Annotated in this window: 17 protein-coding genes; 9 read left to right on the top strand and 8 right to left on the bottom strand. The window is 72.6% G+C overall.

The window, feature by feature from the left end; translation table 11 throughout:
• The first annotated feature begins 154 nt into the window (after nt 1-154).
• Nucleotides 155-1,423, top strand: coding sequence for a hypothetical protein (locus ACZ5DS_RS00305; RefSeq protein ID WP_468232462.1), 1,269 nt, complete (start codon nt 155-157; stop codon nt 1,421-1,423).
• A 33-nt stretch (nt 1,424-1,456) separates the two neighbouring features.
• On the opposite strand, the gene ACZ5DS_RS00300 is transcribed toward ACZ5DS_RS00305, so the two are convergent.
• Nucleotides 1,457-1,867, bottom strand: coding sequence for a VOC family protein (locus tag ACZ5DS_RS00300; RefSeq protein WP_468232461.1), 411 nt, complete (start codon nt 1,865-1,867; stop codon nt 1,457-1,459).
• 335 nt (nt 1,868-2,202) lie between these two features.
• Here ACZ5DS_RS00300 and ACZ5DS_RS00295 point away from each other — a divergent pair, with 335 nt between their 5' ends.
• The 3 genes from ACZ5DS_RS00295 (at nt 2,203) to ACZ5DS_RS00285 (ending at nt 5,309) form a co-directional block, all read left to right on the top strand.
• The gene (locus ACZ5DS_RS00295) at nt 2,203-3,801 is read left to right on the top strand and encodes an ABC-F family ATP-binding cassette domain-containing protein (RefSeq protein WP_468232460.1); all 1,599 of its coding nucleotides are present in this window, start codon (nt 2,203-2,205) and stop codon (nt 3,799-3,801) included.
• 335 nt (nt 3,802-4,136) lie between these two features.
• Complete coding sequence (locus ACZ5DS_RS00290; protein ID WP_016573902.1) at nt 4,137-4,358, top strand: helix-turn-helix domain-containing protein; 222 nt, start codon at nt 4,137-4,139, stop codon at nt 4,356-4,358.
• Nucleotides 4,359-4,505: 147 nt separating this feature from the next.
• Complete coding sequence (locus tag ACZ5DS_RS00285; protein WP_468232457.1) at nt 4,506-5,309, top strand: enoyl-CoA hydratase/isomerase family protein; 804 nt, start codon at nt 4,506-4,508, stop codon at nt 5,307-5,309.
• Nucleotides 5,310-5,358: 49 nt separating this feature from the next.
• On the opposite strand, the gene ACZ5DS_RS00280 is transcribed toward ACZ5DS_RS00285, so the two are convergent.
• Nucleotides 5,359-6,084, bottom strand: a complete 726-nt coding sequence (locus ACZ5DS_RS00280) for a nucleopolyhedrovirus P10 family protein (protein ID WP_468232456.1) — start codon at nt 6,082-6,084, stop codon at nt 5,359-5,361.
• Nucleotides 6,085-6,171: 87 nt separating this feature from the next.
• Between ACZ5DS_RS00280 and ACZ5DS_RS00275 the strand changes: the two genes are divergently transcribed.
• Genes ACZ5DS_RS00275 through amaP form a run of 5 tightly spaced genes read left to right on the top strand, consistent with a single transcriptional unit; the run spans nt 6,172 to nt 8,491 of the window.
• A complete protein-coding gene (locus ACZ5DS_RS00275) occupies nt 6,172-6,645 on the top strand; it encodes an Asp23/Gls24 family envelope stress response protein (protein ID WP_468232455.1) in 474 nt (157 codons plus the stop codon).
• Nucleotides 6,646-6,694: 49 nt separating this feature from the next.
• Entirely contained in the window at nt 6,695-6,889 is a 195-nt protein-coding gene (locus ACZ5DS_RS00270; RefSeq protein WP_468232453.1) for a hypothetical protein, read from the top strand.
• Nucleotides 6,886-7,269, top strand: coding sequence for a hypothetical protein (locus ACZ5DS_RS00265; RefSeq protein ID WP_468232451.1), 384 nt, complete (start codon nt 6,886-6,888; stop codon nt 7,267-7,269). Before ACZ5DS_RS00270 ends, ACZ5DS_RS00265 begins: the two co-directional genes overlap by 4 nt.
• The gene (locus ACZ5DS_RS00260; RefSeq protein ID WP_468232450.1) at nt 7,266-7,904 is read left to right on the top strand and encodes a DUF6286 domain-containing protein; all 639 of its coding nucleotides are present in this window, start codon (nt 7,266-7,268) and stop codon (nt 7,902-7,904) included. Before ACZ5DS_RS00265 ends, ACZ5DS_RS00260 begins: the two co-directional genes overlap by 4 nt.
• A 5-nt stretch (nt 7,905-7,909) precedes the next feature.
• Entirely contained in the window at nt 7,910-8,491 is a 582-nt protein-coding gene (gene amaP / locus ACZ5DS_RS00255; RefSeq protein ID WP_468232448.1) for an alkaline shock response membrane anchor protein AmaP, read from the top strand.
• A gap of 19 nt (nt 8,492-8,510) precedes the next feature.
• Here amaP and ACZ5DS_RS00250 read toward each other — a convergent pair whose 3' ends face one another.
• The 6 genes from ACZ5DS_RS00250 to ACZ5DS_RS00225 all read right to left on the bottom strand — a co-directional run bounded on the left by ACZ5DS_RS00250 (nt 8,511) and on the right by ACZ5DS_RS00225 (nt 16,057).
• Nucleotides 8,511-9,266, bottom strand: a complete 756-nt coding sequence (locus ACZ5DS_RS00250) for an SDR family oxidoreductase (RefSeq protein WP_468232447.1) — start codon at nt 9,264-9,266, stop codon at nt 8,511-8,513.
• Nucleotides 9,267-9,271: 5 nt separating this feature from the next.
• A complete protein-coding gene (locus ACZ5DS_RS00245; RefSeq protein ID WP_468232446.1) occupies nt 9,272-11,077 on the bottom strand; it encodes a glycoside hydrolase family 15 protein in 1,806 nt (601 codons plus the stop codon).
• A gap of 80 nt (nt 11,078-11,157) precedes the next feature.
• Complete coding sequence (locus tag ACZ5DS_RS00240; protein WP_468232444.1) at nt 11,158-11,955, bottom strand: SURF1 family cytochrome oxidase biogenesis protein; 798 nt, start codon at nt 11,953-11,955, stop codon at nt 11,158-11,160.
• 49 nt (nt 11,956-12,004) lie between these two features.
• The gene (locus tag ACZ5DS_RS00235; RefSeq protein WP_468232442.1) at nt 12,005-12,238 is read right to left on the bottom strand and encodes a hypothetical protein; all 234 of its coding nucleotides are present in this window, start codon (nt 12,236-12,238) and stop codon (nt 12,005-12,007) included.
• Nucleotides 12,239-12,316: 78 nt separating this feature from the next.
• Nucleotides 12,317-13,303, bottom strand: a complete 987-nt coding sequence (locus ACZ5DS_RS00230) for a DEDDh family exonuclease (RefSeq protein ID WP_468232440.1) — start codon at nt 13,301-13,303, stop codon at nt 12,317-12,319.
• Between the two features lie 150 nt (nt 13,304-13,453).
• A complete protein-coding gene (locus ACZ5DS_RS00225; RefSeq protein WP_468232439.1) occupies nt 13,454-16,057 on the bottom strand; it encodes an MXAN_6230/SCO0854 family RING domain-containing protein in 2,604 nt (867 codons plus the stop codon).
• Nucleotides 16,058-16,174 lie beyond the last annotated feature (117 nt).

The following is a 16,174-nucleotide window of genomic DNA, read 5'->3' as shown; positions in this document are numbered from 1 at the left end:
ACCCGTGACGTCCCGTATCCCGCGCGACTCCAGGCTTCGACTCGTCCGACCGCGACCCCTGGCCGCCGCCCCCAGAGCTGTGAACCAGCGGCGCCCGCGGCGCCCCGCACCCCGGCCGCCGGAGGGGACCCCGGCCCCGTCCGAACTGGCCAGAATGGCGCGCAGGGGCCTGGCCGGCGCGGTCCGCGTCGCCCGCTGGGCCGACACCGCCCTCGGCCCCGGCCGCAACGGCGCCACCGCCGACGGCAAGGCCACCCTCTCCGACGCGACCGCCGAACGGGCCGCCGCCGACCTCGGCCTGAGCAGCGCTCAGGTCCGCGCCGACTGGGACACCGCCCGCCTCGCCGGACTGGTCGAGGTGCACGGGGACAGTGCGCGCCCCGGCTGGCGCCTGCGTGCCTGGGACCGTGACGACAGCGCCGTGCTGCGCGGCTGGGTCGCGCTCTTCGACGCCTGGTCGCTCGCCTGCCCGGAACCCGAGGACCACGAGCCCGCCGTCGTCGGCGAGGTTGTCTCGGCCATGCCCCAGGTGCTCTCCTTCCTCCAGCTCTCCGCCGGTCCCGTCCCGGTCGAGCAGCTGCTCGACCTGCTCCAGCAGCGGGTCACCGAACTGCGCACCGAGCGCTGCGAGGTCTCCTACGAGCCCGCCTCCGCCGGGACCGCCGGGCGCCTCGGACCGGCGGAGCCCGCATTCGCCGGGGACACCCCGCTCGGCCCCCTCCTCGACTGGGCCCTGCAGGCCCTCGCCTCCGTCGGCGCCCTGACCTGCGGCGAGGCCCAGGCCACGCTCACCCCGCTGGGCAGCTGGGCGGTCTGGGTCAAGCTGGAGCAGATCTGCGTGGCCGCGCAGAGCCCCGCCGGGAACATCGAGCAGTCCGCCGAGGACATGCTCCGCGGCTGCGCCCAGCTCCGCCCGAACGCGGCCCGCGCCGAGTACCGCGCCTGGCTCGCCGCCCGCCCCGTCGGCAGCGCCGTCACCGAACTGATCCACGCCGCCCGCGGCGAGGACGCCCTGCTGCGCGGCCTCGCCTTCGAGGCGCTGCGCGTCGTCGGCGCCCCCGCCGAGCCCGACGTACGCGCGGTGCTGGACGAGCCGGCCCTGCGCCCGTACGCCCTGCTGTGGCTCGCCGAGCACGACGGCATCGACCCGGAGGACGCCCACGAGGTCCTCACCCGCGAGGAGGCCACCTGGCTGTGGGTCGACACCGCCGCCGCCGTCTCCGACCACGGCGAGACGGAGATGCTGGTACGGCACCTGGAGGCCGCCGTGCAGCCCACCGTCCCGGTGCTGCTGGACGAGGTCCGCGCCGTCGGCCACCCGCGCACCGTGCAGGTCCTGGTCGCGCTCGCCGCCGCGCACCCGGACCCGGCCCTGGCCAAGGCCGTACGCCGGGCCGCCTTCCAGGTGCACACCGGGGGATAGGGCACCTTTCGGCGGGCGGCGGCAGGGACCCGCTCAGCCGCCGATCTCGGGGGCGTATGTGCCGAAGCTCCAGATGTTGCCCTCGGCGTCCCGGGCCATGTAGTCCCGTGAGCCGTAGTCCTGGTCCGTCGGCGGCATGAGGATCTCCACGCCGTGCTCCGCGGCCCGCTGGTGGTGGGCGTCCACGTCGTCCACGACGACGTACACCCCCGCGGGCCCCGCGTCCTTCATCGCCGTGTCGAACAGGCCGCCGCGGCCCTTGGAGCCGACCATCACCGCGCCGTGGCCCTGGACCAGCTCGGCGTGCATCACCACGCCGTCCTCCGTCTCGTAGAGCGACAGCTCGGTGAAGCCGAAGGCCTCCGTGAGCTGCCTGATCGCCGCCTTCGCGTCCGCGTACAGCAGCGTCGGGTAGATGCTCGGCCGTGCGCCCGTGCCTGCCATGCCGATCACTCCTTCATGCGTCGGTTCCGTCGAGATTCCGTCGTGGTCGTCGTGGTCGTCGTGGTCGTCGTGGTTCCGTCGTGGTTCCGAGTCTTGCAGCCACCACTGACAGCGCCTCAGCGGAAGGTGTCGCAGCGGGCCGGAGCTGAGGCCATCGTCGCCCGCCGACCGGCGCGGTGCGAACGGGGCCGGACCGGGGTCGAACACGGGTACGCAGAAAAAGCGCTTGCATCGCCCCGTTAGACTTGGCCCATGGCCATTCTCCTCGCGCATTAGACGGCGGGAACGTCCTCAGCCGCCCACCCGCCCCTTCCTGTACGTCCTGGAGTCTGTCCGTGATCTCCGCCTCCGGTATCGAGCTGCGCGCCGGTGCGCGCGTCCTCATCGAGAACGCCACCTTCCGTGTCGCCAAGGGCGACCGCATCGGCCTCGTCGGCCGTAACGGCGCAGGCAAGACCACCCTCACCAAGGTCCTCGCCGGCGACGGCATCCCCGCCGCCGGCACGGTCACCCGCTCCGGCGAGGTCGGCTACCTCCCGCAGGACCCCCGCACCGGCGACCTCGACGTCCTCGCCCGCGACCGCGTCCTGTCCGCGCGCGGCCTCGACGTCCTGATCCGCAAGATGCGCGAGAACGAGGAGCGCATCGCGAGCGGCAAGGGGTCCACCCGCGAGAAGGCCCTGAAGCAGTACGAGCGCCAGGAGACGGAGTTCCTCACCAAGGGCGGGTACGCCGCCGAGGCCGAGGCCGCCACCATCGCCGCCGCGCTCAACCTGCCCGACCGCGTGCTCGGCCAGCCCCTGCACACGCTCTCCGGCGGTCAGCGCCGCCGTATCGAGCTGGCCCGCATCCTCTTCTCGGACGCCGACACCCTGCTCCTGGACGAGCCGACGAACCACCTCGACGCGGACTCGATCATCTGGCTGCGCGACTACCTGAAGACCTACCGCGGCGGCTTCATCGTGATCTCCCACGACGTCGACCTGGTCGAGACGGTCGTCAACAAGGTCTTCTACCTGGACGCGAACCGTTCGGTGATCGACGTCTACAACATGGGCTGGAAGCTCTACCAGCAGCAGCGCGAGGCCGACGAGAAGCGCCGCAGGCGCGAGCGGCAGAACGCCGAGAAGAAGGCCGCGGCGCTCAACGCACAGGCCGACAAGATGCGCGCCAAGGCCACCAAGACGGTCGCCGCGCAGAACATGGCCCGCCGCGCGGACAAGCTGCTCTCCGGCCTGGAGGCGGTCCGCCAGTCCGACAAGGTCGCCAAGCTCCGCTTCCCCGAGCCCGCGCCCTGCGGCAAGACCCCGCTGATGGCCGAAGGCCTGTCGAAGTCGTACGGCTCCCTGGAGATCTTCACCGACGTCGACCTGGCCATCGACAAGGGGTCGAGGGTCGTCATCCTCGGCCTCAACGGCGCCGGCAAGACCACCCTGCTGCGTCTGCTCGGCGGGGTGGAGCAGCCCGACACCGGCGAGGTCGTGCCCGGCCACGGCCTCAAGCTCGGCTACTACGCCCAGGAGCACGAGACCCTGGACGCCGACCGCACGGTCCTGGAGAACATGCGCTCGGCCGCCCCCGACATGGACCTCGTCGAGGTCCGCAAGGTGCTGGGCTCGTTCCTGTTCTCCGGCGACGACGTCGACAAGCCGGCCGGTGTCCTCTCCGGCGGCGAGAAGACCCGTCTCGCCCTGGCCACCCTGGTGGTCTCCTCCGCGAACGTCCTGCTCCTGGACGAGCCGACCAACAACCTCGACCCCGCCAGCCGCGAGGAGATCCTCGGCGCCCTGCGCACCTACAAGGGCGCGGTGGTCCTCGTCACCCACGACGAGGGCGCCGTCGAGGCGCTCCAGCCGGAGCGGATCATCCTGCTGCCGGACGGTGTCGAGGACCTGTGGGGCTCCGACTACGCGGATCTCGTCGCCCTGGCTTGATCGAAAACCTGATCCACTGCGTATGGATCATTCGGCCCATCCGTGATCCATCATCTGTGTGAGATCTCCTCGTATCGAGGTGTGTCGTACATCGATTTCGCGGCCGATCCCTTGCCCGCCAAGGGATCGGCCGCTTTGCATCGCTGACCTGGCACTTCGCGAATCCACCCGTTCGGCCCCGTGGAAACACCGCTGTGGAATCACGGGTTCCGCATGTGGGGATGTGCTCCCGTCGTCACAACGATGTCTCACAGACCTTGCCGAATGGGTGGCCATCACGCCCCGGAGGGGTGATCATGAGGAGACCAGAGCGCACTTCCCATGAGGAGGCACGGGTGGCCGAGACTCTGAAGAAGGGCAGCCGGGTGACCGGCGCCGCGCGCGAGAAGCTCGCGGCAGACCTGAAGAAGAAGTACGACTCCGGTGCGAGCATCCGGGCGCTGGCCGAGGAGACCGGCCGCTCGTATGGCTTCGTACACCGGATGCTCAGCGAGTCGGGCGTTGTGCTGCGCGGGCGCGGCGGAGCGACCCGGGGCAAGAAGGCCGCCTCGGTCTGACCCCGGGCGGCCCCACCGGCTTCGATGGTGGCCACCCGGTCGGTTGTCCGATCGACCGGGTGGTTACTGTGCAGTCACTTAGCATGCCAGTCACGGCACCATGCCGTTTCGGCACTGCGTGATGACCGCACTCATCGGAGGCGCCCCATGGCTTCGCCCGACCAGGACCTCGCTCCTGTACTCGACAAGGACGGCGTACGGCTCACCGTCGACGACGCGCTCGCCACGGTGACGCTGACGAATCCGGCCAAGCGCAACGCACAGAGCCCCGCCCTGTGGCGGGCGCTCGCCGAGGCCGGCCGGCTGCTGCCGGGCTCCGTCCGTGTCGTCGTGCTGCGCGGCGAGGGCAAGTCCTTCTCCGCCGGGCTGGACCGGCAGATGTTCACCCCGGAGGGGATCCCGGGCGAGCCGACGTTCACCGATCTCGCGCGCCGTGACGACGCCGCGCTCGACGCGAGCATCGCCGAGTTCCAGGAGGCGTTCACCTGGTGGCGGCGGAACGACATCGTGTCCATCGCCGCCGTCCAGGGGCACGCCATCGGCGCCGGGTTCCAGCTCGCGCTCGCCTGCGACCTGCGCGTCGTCGCGGACGACGTGCAGTTCGCCATGCGCGAGACCGCCCTCGGCATCGTCCCCGACCTGACCGGCACGCATCCGCTGGTCGGCCTGGTCGGGTATGCCCGCGCGCTCGAGATCTGTGTGACCGGGCGGTTCGTCGGGGCGGCGGAAGCGGTGACGTCCGGGCTGGCCAACCTCGCGGTGGCCGCCGGCGAACTCGACGCTGCCGTGCAGGACTTGGCCGGTGCGATGCTGGCTGCGCCGCGGGATGCGGTGGTGGAGACCAAGGCGTTGTTGCGGGGTGCGCTGGAGCGGGATTACGAGGCTCAGCGTGCTGCGGAGCGGGCTGCTCAGGGTCGGCGACTGCGGGACCTGGCCGGCGTAGGCGAATGAACCGTCAGCCGGGCAGGCGCCCGGTGTCGGCCACAGCGGGGCGGAGCAGTCATCCGACCGCTGTGACCAGTACCGCCACGGTCGGGTGGCCGTCCAATGCGTCCCGCACCGCCGCGCGCACCTTCCCGGCCACCTCCACGGCCCGGTAGTCCGTGCCCACCGCCACCTCCACCTGGACGTGGCGGTGGGGCAGCGATGTGTCGTTCGCGTGCTGCTCGATGTGCACGGCGCGGCCGAGCCCTCCCAGTGAGCCGGTCAAGCGGGTCACGCCGGGGACGGAGAGCGCGGCGGCGGCCACGCGGGACTCGTCCGGGTCCGTGGTCTCCCGCGCCGGCGGCGGCTGTGGTGCACGGACCTCGGCCGCCTGCCCGTCGACCGCCTCCAAGAGGTCCGTCACCCGGAGGTCGACCTCCAAGACCGCGAGGCCCAGGCGTTCCGTCGCGGCCGTCGCCAGGATCCGCCGCAGGCGCGACGCCGTCGTCGGCAGGGGCTCGGCGGCCGTGGCCGCGAAGTCCGCCGTCACGCGGAGCATGCCCGGGTGCAGGGCGCTCGGCGGAGGCGGTACGACGGGTTCGTGGACGTTCTCCGGATCGGCGAGCGCGATGCGCAGTGTGCCGAGGCGCACCCCGGACACCTCGGCCGCCACCGCGCGCTCCAGGGCCGCCCGGGCCGCCGCCTCCGTGATCCACGCCCCGGCGCGCGGGCCGCCGAGCGGCAGCAGCCTGCCCAGCCGCAGCTGCTGCCCGACTGTCTGTGCCCACCGTTCCCCGGTCATTCCTCCAGCCTGCCGCATACCCGGCGCGCTACGGAGCATCCTTGCTTACGGTGGTCGCAGGACGACGACCGAAAGGGATGTACGGCGATGACCGAGATGACGACGACTCCCGAAGGTGACAGCGAACCGCAGGTGTCCACCCGCAAGGCCACCCGGCGCGGCGGCGGAGACCCGGCGACCCGGGGGCGGACGACCATCGCCGACGGTGTCGTGGAGAAGATCGCCGGGCTGGCCGCCCGGGAGGTGGTCGGCGTGCACGCCATGGGCAGCGGACTGGCCCGTACGTTCGGGGCCGTGCGCGACCGGGTGCCGGGCGGCTCGAAGTCGGTGACCCGGGGGGTCAAGGCCGAGGTCGGCGAGGTGCAGACGGCACTCGACCTGGAGATCGTCGTGGACTACGGCGTGGCCATCGGCGACGTGGCCCGCGCGGTACGGGAGAACGTGATCGCCGCCGTGGAACGCATGACCGGACTCGAAGTCGTCGAGGTCAACATCGCGGTGAGCGACGTCAAGCTCCCCGAAGAAGAGGAAGAGGAGCCCGAGGCGCCCCGGATCCAGTGAGGAGCCGGGCGGCCGACCCCCGCACACCTGACGAACTGAGGAGCGCTGCATGAGCTTGGCCGTGGTCGGCATGATCGCCGGAATGGCGCTGGGGTTCGCCGGGTACTTCGGCGGGTTCGGAGCCTTCCTGCTGGTGGCGGCGCTGGGTGCCGTCGGGTTCATCGCCGGCCGGTTCCTGGAAGGCGACCTCGAACTGGGCGACTTCTTCCGCACCCGCGACGACCGGCGCGACCGGCGGCGGTGACCGCGGTGAGCGCGGAGACGGGCCCGGCACGCCGGCCCCTGGACCTCGTGCCGCCCGGTGAGCGCGGCGCCACCAGGATCGCCGACCGGGTCGTCGCGAAGATCGCCGCCCAGGCCGCACGCGAGGCGCTCGCCCCGCTGCCCGAAGGCGCCGCGGCCCCGCACGCCACGGTCGTCGTCCACCATGAGAAAGCCCGCGTCCGCGTCCAGCTCGAACTCGGCTATCCCTGCGACGTCGGCGCCCGCTGTGCCGCCGTGCGTCGTCATGTCGTGGAGCGGGTAGGCGCGTTGGTGAGCATGGAGGTGCCGGAGGTCGCCGTCCAGGTCGAGCGACTGCATCTGGCTCCGGCACCCGGCGCACCCCACGGGAGGACGCCATGAGCGAGCCCCGGCCCACCGCGAACACCACGCAGCCACTGCCCGTCCTCGACCTCGACAAGACCCCCGAAGCCCCACCGTCCCTGCTGCCCGAGGGAAGCGGCCGCTTCTGGTCGGCGCGCCGCGTCCCGGCGGGCATCGTCGCCCTGCTCCTCCTCGCCGGCGCGGGCGTCCTCCTGTACGACATCGCCGCCGTACGCGCCCACCGTCCCGCGCTGCACTGGCGCCGCGCGCTGGCCCGGCAGCTCGCCGAGCGGCCCCTGGACGACACCTGGGTGCTGGCCGGCGCGGGCGTCGTCGCCGCCCTCGGCCTGTGGCTGATCGTGCTGGCCGTCACCCCGGGCCTCAGGGACCTGTTGCCCATGCGGCGCCCGCACCCCGACGTCCGCGCCGGACTTGGGCGCGAGGCGGCCGCCCAGGTGCTGCGCGACCGGGCCATGGAGGTCTCCGGCGTGCGGGCGGTACGGGTGCGGATGCGCCGGAAGCGGGCCGACGTCCGCGCGGTCTCGCACTTCCGCGACCTGGACGACGTACACGCCGACCTGGACGCGGTGCTCGCCGACACGGTCCGGGGGCTCGGACTGAGCCGCCCGCCCGCGCTGTCGGTGCAGGTCCGACGCCCCGTCCGGAAGGGGTGAGCCGGATGCGCAGCGGTACCGTCAACCGCGTCCTGCTCGCCATCGTGGGCCTGCTGCTGCTCGCCCTGGGCGGCTCGGTGCTGGCCGTGGGCCTGGGCGCACCGCCACCGCACTGGTGGCTGCACACCGGCCCGCACGACGTCCTGCTCAGCAGCGCCGAGCGCACCCGCTGGCGGGACGCCGACTGGTGGTGGCCGACGGTCATCGCCGCCCTGGCCCTTCTCGTGCTGCTCGCCCTGTGGTGGCTCACCGCGATCCTCCGCCGACGCCGCCTGACCGAGGTCCTGGTCGACACCGGCGACGGCGAGGGCGCCCTGCTGCGCGGCAAGGCCCTGGAGTCCGCCCTGGCCGAGGACACGGCCCGCCGGCAGGGCGTGTCCCACACCGAAACCCTGCTGACGGGCCGCCGTACGGCTCCGGCGGTACGGGCCTGGCTCCGACTGGAACCGGACGTGGACCCCGGCACCGCACTGACGGACTTCACGGCCCAGGCCCTGACCCACGCACGAGAGTCGGCAGGCTTGGCATCACTCCCGGCGGAGGTACGACTGAGGGGGATCAAGCACCGTGCGGAGAGGGTGACTTGATGCACCCGAAAGCCGGCCCTCAGAACCCGTGCCTCATCCCCCCGTCCACAGGCACCATGATCCCCGTCAGATAGGAGGCAGCCGGAGACAGCAAGAAGGCCGAGACCCGCCCGAACTCCTCAGGCGTCCCATACCTCCGCAACGGAATCCGAGCCTCGTTCGCCGCCCGGGTAACCTCAGGATCCGCGGACATCGCATCAAGTTCGCGCACGCGATCCGTGTCGATGCGAGCCGGCAACAGCCCCACCACCCGGATCCCCCGCGGCCCCAACTCGTCGGCGATCGACTTGGCGAAGCCGGCGAGCCCCGGCCGCAGCCCGTTGGAGATGGTCAGCCCCGGAATCGGCTCGTGCACCGACCCGGACAGCACGAACCCGATGACCCCGCCGGGCTCCAGTTCCGCCGCGGCCGCGCGGGCGAACCGCACCGCGCCGAGGAACACCGACTCGAACGAGTTCCGCCACTGCTCGTCCGTGTTGTCGGCGACGAATCCCGGCGCCGGTCCGCCGACGCTGACGAGGACTCCGTCGAAGCCCCCGAAGTGCTCCCGCGCGGCCGCGATGAGCCGCTCGGGCGCGCCCGCGTCGGCGTTGTCGACGCTCACGCCGACCGCGTTCGGGCCCAGCTCCGCGGCGGCCTCGGCCACTCGCTTTTCGTCCCGGCCGGTGATGACCACCTTCGCCCCGTCGGCCACCAGCTCCCGCGCGGTGGCGTTGCCCAGCCCGCGCGTGGCGCCGGTGACGATGTACACCCGGTCTTTCAGTCCAAGATCCATGGCCCCTATCCTGCCCCGTGCCCGGTCCCTGTGGTCCCGTCGCCCCCGAACAGGGTGAGGGCGGTGTTCACCAGCGCGATGTGGCTGAACGCCTGCGGGTAGTTGCCCACCTGTTGGCCCAGCTCGGGGTCGTACTCCTCGGCCAGCAGTCCGACGTCGTTGGTGAGGCCCACCAGCCGTTCGAACAGCTCGCGTGCCTCGTCCGTGCGGTCCGTCATGTGCAGGGCGTCGGCGAGCCAGAACGAGCAGGCGAGGAAGGCGCCCTCGCCGCCCGGCATTCCGTCGACGCCGACGGCGTCGGTGTCGTAGCGGCGCACGAAGCCGCCGTGGCCCAGGTCCGCGCGGATCGCGTCGACCGTGCCTCTCACCCGCGGATCGTCGGGCGGCAGGAAGCCGACGCGGGGGATCAGCAGCAGGGAGGCGTCCAGCTCGCGCGAGCCGTAGTACTGGGTGAAGGTCCTGCGCCGGGAGTCGTAGCCGTGCTCGCACACCTCCCGGTGCACCTCGTCGCGCATCGCCCGCCAGCCCGCAAGGTCGCCCTTCAGCTCGTCGTACTCCTCCAGGGTCCGTACGGCGCGGTCGGCGGCCACCCACACCATCACCTTGGAGTGCACGAACTGGCGCCGGCCGCCGCGCACCTCCCACAGGCCCTCGTCGGGCTGCTGCCACTGCGACTTCAGGAAGTCCATCAGCGAGCGCTGAATGGCCCACATGTGGGGCTTGGTGGACAGACCCGAGGAGCGCGCCAGCGACAGCGAGTCCATCACCTCGCCGTACACGTCCAGCTGGAGTTGATTGACGGCGCCGTTGCCGACGCGCACGGGTGCGGAGTCGGCGAAGCCGGACAGCCAGGGCAGCTCGAACTCCGGCAGCCGTCGTTCGCCCGCCAGGCCGTACATGATCTGGAGGTCCGCCGGGTCGCCCGCGACCGCACGCACCAGCCAGTTGCGCCAGGCCTCGGCCTCCTTGTGGTAGCCCGCCGACAGCAGGGCGCCCAGGGTGAGGGTGGAGTCGCGCAGCCAGCAGAAGCGGTAGTCCCAGTTGCGCACACCGCCCAGCTCCTCGGGCAGCGAGGTGGTGGCCGCGGCGACGATCCCGCCCGTCGGGGCGTAGGTGAGGGCCTTGAGCGTGATCAGGGACCGTACGACGGCGTCCCGGTACGGCCCGTCGTAGCGGCAGCGGGACGCCCAGCGCCGCCAGTCCCGGACGCTGGTGCTCAGCGCGTGATAAGGGTCGACGAGCCGGGGACGCGGCTCGTGCGAGGGGTGCCAGGTGAGCACGAACGCGACCCGCTCGCCCTCGGCGACGGCGAACTCGGAGTGGGTGCCGAAGTCCTCGCCCCACATGTCCACGTGGGGCTCGGTGCGCAGCCACACCGAGTCCGGCCCGGCGACGGCCACCCGATGGCCGTCGGAGCGGCGCATCCACGGAATGATGGACCCGTAGTCGAAGCGCAGGCGGAGGGTGCTACGGACGGTGACGCGTCCGCTGACGCCCTCCACGATGCGTACGACATCGGGGGCGCGGTCGCGCTGCGGCATCAGGTCGGTGACCCGCACCGTGCCCTCGGCGGTCTCCCACTCGGTGTCGAGGACGAGGGTGTCGGGCCGGTAGGAGCGGCGCGTGCAGGTGTCCGCCCCCTTCGGCGCGATCCTCCAGTAGCCGTTGTCCTCGTCGCCCAGGAGCCGGGCGAAACAGGCACCGGAGTCGAAGCGGGGCAGGCACAGCCAGTCGATCGAGCCGTTCTTGGCGACCAGTGCCGCGGTCTGTTCGTCGCCGATGAGGGCGTAGTCCTCGATGCGCGCGTTCACGCGATGCGGGTTCCCGGCGGACCTGGGGGCCAATCAGGTGGTGCGCCGGGGGAGTGACGCCTGTCCCGGACGGGCCGGGCTCACACCGTGGCCGGTTCCGTTTCCTCCGGCTGCTCCTCGGCCGCGGCCTCCTCGCGGTCGCGGATCTCGCGCCGGACCAGGAACCACCAGCCCACCGGGACGCCCGCGGCGAACAGCCACCACTGGATCATGTACGCGTAGTTCAGCGGGGCGTCCTCGCTGCCCGGGTCGGAGATCTGCTCCGGGGAGCCGCCCTTCGGCTCGGGCGCCGTCTGCTCGACGTAGCCGCCGAGCACCTGCGCGCCGAGCCGCCGCGCCTCCTCCGCGCTGTCGATCAGCATGATCTGCCGGTCCGGCAGGCCCTTGACGTTCTTGATGCCGCTCGCCGCGGTGGTCTCGTCGGTCTTCAGCCGCCCGGTGATCGTGGTCCGGCCGGCGGGCGGCGCGGGGATCTCGGGGAAGGCGGTCTGCACGCCGTTCGCGGGGATCCAGCCGCGGTTGACCAGCAGCACCTTGCCGTCCGTCAGGACGAACGGGGTCAGGACGTGGAAGCCGACCTCGTCGTCGGAGTTGGTCCGGCGCCGGACCACGACCTCCCGGGAGGTGTCGAAGGTGCCGGTCGCGGTGACCGTGCGGTACTTCTCGGTGCGGGTCACGGTGTGCCCGGGGGAGGTGAGCTGCTCCACGGGGACCGGCTCGGCGTGCAGCGCCCGGGAGACCAGGTCGTTGCGGGCGGTGCGCTCCTCGTACCGGTGCTGCTGCCAGAACCCGAGCCGGATCATCGTCGGGATCAGCGCGATCGCGCAGAGGGTGAGGATCACCCACTGGCGGGTCAGCAGGAAGCGGTAGCGGTGCACCCCACGACGGTACAACTCGGTCGTGGGGTGCGATCGGGCGGGTACCGGGTCACACGCGGTCGACGATCCCCACCTTCCCCTCTTCGCGGGCGCAGTGGGCGCCGCAGTAGAAGTGGCCGTCGGCCTCCACGCCCTGGCCGATGATCCGCACCTTGCAGTGCTCGCAGATGGGGGCCATGCGGTGGATGGCACAGGTGAAGCAGTCGAAGACGTGGACTGCACCCTGGGCGTGGACCTCGAAGGTCATCCCGTAGTCATTGCCGCAAACTTCGCATTTCGCCATGGGGCACAGGGTGAGCCGTCACCGACGCCCGGGCGAGCGGGCGTCGGGCGAGTCGTGGGGAATCACCCATCCGTACGGTCACTCGTCGGCGCTCTCGACATCCCGCAGCAGCTGCCCGAACGCGGCCTCGTCGACGACCGGCGTGCCGTACTGCCGCGCCTTGACCGCCTTCGAGGTGCCCGAGTCGGGATCGTTGGTGACGAGCAGACTGGTGAGCCGGGACAGGCTCGTCGCCACGTGCAGCCCTGCCTCGGTCGCCCGGTCCTCCAGCAGCTCCCGCTCGGTGGAGGTGTCCCCGGAGAACGCCACCCGCATGCCCTGTTTGAGGCGTTTGCCGTCTTCGTACCGCCCCGGGTTGGGGTAGGGGCAGGCGGGCCGCTTCCGGGACGGGCGCCAACCGGACGGCCGGTAGCCGCCGTAACCGCCGCTCGCCTGCCGGCCGATCCGGGGCGCGTCCGACCACTCCGTCAGCGGCCGGCACTCCAGCAGCGGCAGCCGTACACCGCCCACCGCCGCGGCCCGCAGGCTGGGCCGGAACGCCTCGGCGAGCACGCGCGCGTCGTCCAGCGCGTGGTGCGCCCGCTGCTGGACGACCCCGTAGTGCGCCGCCAGCGACTCCAGCTTGAAGTTGGGCAGCGGCAGTCCCAGCTCCTTGGACAGCGCGATGGTGCACAGCCGCTGCCGCACCGGCGCCTCGCGCTCCGCGCGCGCGTACTCGCGCGCGATCATCTGCCAGTCGAAGACCGCGTTGTGCGCGACCAGCACCCGGCCGTCCAGCCGGGCGGCGAACTCCTCGGCGACGTCCGCGAACAGCGGCGCCCCTTCGAGTACCTCGCTCGTCAGACCGTGTATCCACACGGGGCCCGGGTCGCGCTCCGGGTTGACCAGCGTGTACCAGTGGTCCTCGACCTCGCCGCGCTCGTCCAGCCGGTAGACGGCCGCCGAGATGATCCGGTCGTCCCGGGCCAGGCCGGTGGTCTCCACGTCAACGACCGCGTATCCCTTCGGATACGCGGCCGGCCACTGGGTGGGGGAGGACACTGCGGTCGCACGGTCTTCGAGCATGGTCATTGAGGATACGGGCCGCGACTGACAGCGCCGTCCCACAGGGGGCGGCACCGGCCACGCGCACCCGCCCTCCTGCTCGGCCGCCGCACACGCGTGCGTGCCCGTAATAAGGCGGACCCGCAGGACAGTTCGGGGCGCCGGCGGACGTCACCCCAGCGCGGCCACCAGATCCTGGGCCGTCAGCGGCTCCAGACCACAGCCGTCGGCCGGGCCGGGCAGCAGCCGGTACACGGCTCCGCTCGCGCCCTGAGGCGCCACCCCGCCGTGCACCAGCGCGAGCAACACATGCTTCTTCGCGGCCGCTTCACCCGCACGCGTGTCGGCGTCCGCCGCGTCCGTCGCGGGCTCCCGCCGCTGCGGCGGCTCCAGGGCGCGCACCCGGGCGGCGAACGCGGTGTCCGGTTCCCCGTCCTGGCGCCGGTAGTGCCACAGCTCGTCGACGACGCCCGGATCGGGCGCGCGCCGGACGACCAGGACCTCGTCGGCGCGCGCCGACGCGTGCCACACCGCGAGGTCCCACAGCGTCGTACGACCGGACGCGAAGTACTGGAACAGGTCCCGTCCCACGCGGCCCAGGTCCTCACCGTGCCGGTACACGTTGTGGTAGCCGTCGGCCGAGGGAAGATGGAGGTCCGTCCACAGGAACGTGCGGTGGCGCAGGTCGACCAGCATCGGCACATGGATGCGCGAGTCGCCCACCAGGTCGTAGCGCTGACGCACCGTGCGCGGGTGGTACCCGGCGCCGCGCTCCTCCTCGGCCGCTGACGGCAGCGCCATGAAGCCCGCGAAGGCGTCGAGCAGCTCCTCGAACGGAATGTTGTTGAAGCTGAAGACGACCGGCACCACATACCGCACGCCCAGCTCGCCGAGCGCCGCGAGGTCCAGGTCCACGTACTCGGTGGCGCCGTCCGGTGCGGGTGCCGAGGTCAGGTCGCCGGAGTGGACGGCCCACCGGTCGCCGTACACGAGGTTCGTGTAGTCGCACAGGCCGGCGAACGTCCAGTGCTCGTCGTACAGGGCCACCGACAGGTCCAGGTCCACGCGTGTCTTCGCGGGCTGCATCCAGTGCAGGAAGAGCCGCAGCACCGCGCCCTCGGGCAGGGGCTGGGTGCTGCCGCGCGGCACCGACACCAGTGCCTTGGCGGCGGCGCGCTCGGCGGCGGGTACCGCGAGCCCGGCGAGCGCCGAGTCGAGCACCGCCAGGTCGAACCGGGGCCGCCCGGCCAGTCGGCGCAGCGCCTCGGCCTCCAGCAGCGCGCACGCGCGCGTGGTGACCGCTTCGGCGAGCGGTGCCCGCGTGTCGTCGACCGTGAACGCGTGCGTCACCTGCCCGCGCGGGAAGAACACCCGCCGCTCGCAGGGCAGATGACGGATCCGCATCCGGCCCAGCGCGGCGAGCAGCGGCCCGGGGCCCGCCTTGGGCAGGACACGCTCCAGCACCTCGGCGAACTCGTCGGGCAGCGTGTCGAGTTGGCGCAGCCGCAGCAGGTGGTCGAGGCGGCGCAGCAGCTCGCCCGGCCGCTGCGAGAGGAGGGCCAGCGCGGCCCGGGCATCTCGCTCGTACAGAGCCTGCTCCACCCGCGCGCCCCAGGTGGCCGCCCGGATGCGGCCGCCGACGACCCGCACGGCCTGCGGATGCTCGGCGGCCGTGCGCAGCAGGGCCTCGCCCAGGGACGTGCCGGTGGTGTCGGTGCCGCGCAGGACGGCGAAGGCGAGGGCGGCCCGCGGGTGGCGGGCGTGGTGCTCGAAGGGGTGGAGGAGCTCGGCGGCCCGCTTCCACGGGCCCGGGTGCCGCAGCACGTCCTCCACGAGCGACGGGACCGCCAGACCGTCGAGCACGCCGAGCAGCCGGTTGCGCAGCGCGCGGGGCAGCGAGCGCAGCCGCGGCGGCTCCAGCAGATCCCCCTCGCCGCCCGCCCACACGCACAGCAGGCGCAGCACGTCCGTCGCGGTGGTCAGATACGTGGCGAGCAGCTCGGTGACGGCCACGCGCGTGTGCCGGTCGGCCAGCAGCGTGCCGAGGACGAGTGCCTTGGTCTCGCGGACCGGGATCTCCTGCGGCAGCCGGCCGAGGTCCACGGGTGCGTGGCTCAGCAGCACCTTCAGGTCGGCGCGGTCCTGCGGCGGCAGGGGAGTGCGGCGGGCCGACAGCGTCCGCAGGGCGTGCACCGTGTCCGCCGCGCTGTCCGTGCCCAGCGTGAGCAGCTTCAGCGGGCCGGCCGGCACATCGCGCGGGCGGCGCGGCTCGCCCGGCACCAGGAAGGGATCGGCGGGGTCGATCCGGCGGTGGCAGAGCGGGCAGCCGGTGTAGTCCGCGCCGTCCCAGCAGGCGCGGCACACGAGGTGCGCGCACGGCGCCACCGGGTGCACGCTGCCCACCGTGCCGCACAGCACACAGGGCTGCGCGGGCCACTGCAGCAGCAGGGCGAAGACCCGGTCGACGTACAGCTGGAACGTGTCGTCGGGGACCGAGGCCGGGAAGCTGCGGAACAGCGGCATGTGGGTGCGGTCCGCGCCCAGTTCGGCGTCGATGTGCCGGATCAGCTGCCGGCCCGCGTCCGCCAGCCCCGCGGGGCCCAGCCAGGCCAGTGCCGCCCGCAGCTGTGCCGTCGGTGCGAAACCCCGGTCGAGCAGCTCGCCCTCCAGGGCGACGAGTCCCTCCGCCGTCGACGGATCGCCCGGGCGTGGTCCGGCCTGGTCGACGTAGACGGTACGGAGGCGGCGGAGCAGCACGGACGACAGTACGGACAAGCGGAATCCCCCGGCGGGACGGAAGTGACAGAAAGAAAGTGGTCGAGGCGGAGGCGGAGAGTGAGCGCGCTGCGATGTCCAGGAAAGGGAGAGAAGGAAGCACGCTTGCGGAGCCGC

It is taken from the genome of Streptomyces sp. NPDC031100 (genome assembly GCF_055570785.1).
This window is presented reverse-complemented; position numbering and strand designations above follow the sequence as displayed.

Coding starts and splice junctions, on each gene's coding strand:
- ACZ5DS_RS00305 (WP_468232462.1), top strand. CDS start 155: ATGGCGCGCAGGGGCCTGGCCGGCGCGGTCCGCGTCGCCCGCTGGGCC.
- ACZ5DS_RS00300 (WP_468232461.1), bottom strand. CDS start 1,867: ATGGCAGGCACGGGCGCACGGCCGAGCATCTACCCGACGCTGCTGTAC.
- ACZ5DS_RS00285 (WP_468232457.1), top strand. CDS start 4,506: ATGGCTTCGCCCGACCAGGACCTCGCTCCTGTACTCGACAAGGACGGC.
- ACZ5DS_RS00280 (WP_468232456.1), bottom strand. CDS start 6,084: ATGACCGGGGAACGGTGGGCACAGACAGTCGGGCAGCAGCTGCGGCTG.
- ACZ5DS_RS00275 (WP_468232455.1), top strand. CDS start 6,172: ATGACCGAGATGACGACGACTCCCGAAGGTGACAGCGAACCGCAGGTG.
- ACZ5DS_RS00270 (WP_468232453.1), top strand. CDS start 6,695: ATGAGCTTGGCCGTGGTCGGCATGATCGCCGGAATGGCGCTGGGGTTC.
- ACZ5DS_RS00260 (WP_468232450.1), top strand. CDS start 7,266: ATGAGCGAGCCCCGGCCCACCGCGAACACCACGCAGCCACTGCCCGTC.
- amaP (WP_468232448.1), top strand. CDS start 7,910: ATGCGCAGCGGTACCGTCAACCGCGTCCTGCTCGCCATCGTGGGCCTG.
- ACZ5DS_RS00250 (WP_468232447.1), bottom strand. CDS start 9,266: ATGGATCTTGGACTGAAAGACCGGGTGTACATCGTCACCGGCGCCACG.
- ACZ5DS_RS00235 (WP_468232442.1), bottom strand. CDS start 12,238: ATGGCGAAATGCGAAGTTTGCGGCAATGACTACGGGATGACCTTCGAG.
- ACZ5DS_RS00230 (WP_468232440.1), bottom strand. CDS start 13,303: ATGCTCGAAGACCGTGCGACCGCAGTGTCCTCCCCCACCCAGTGGCCG.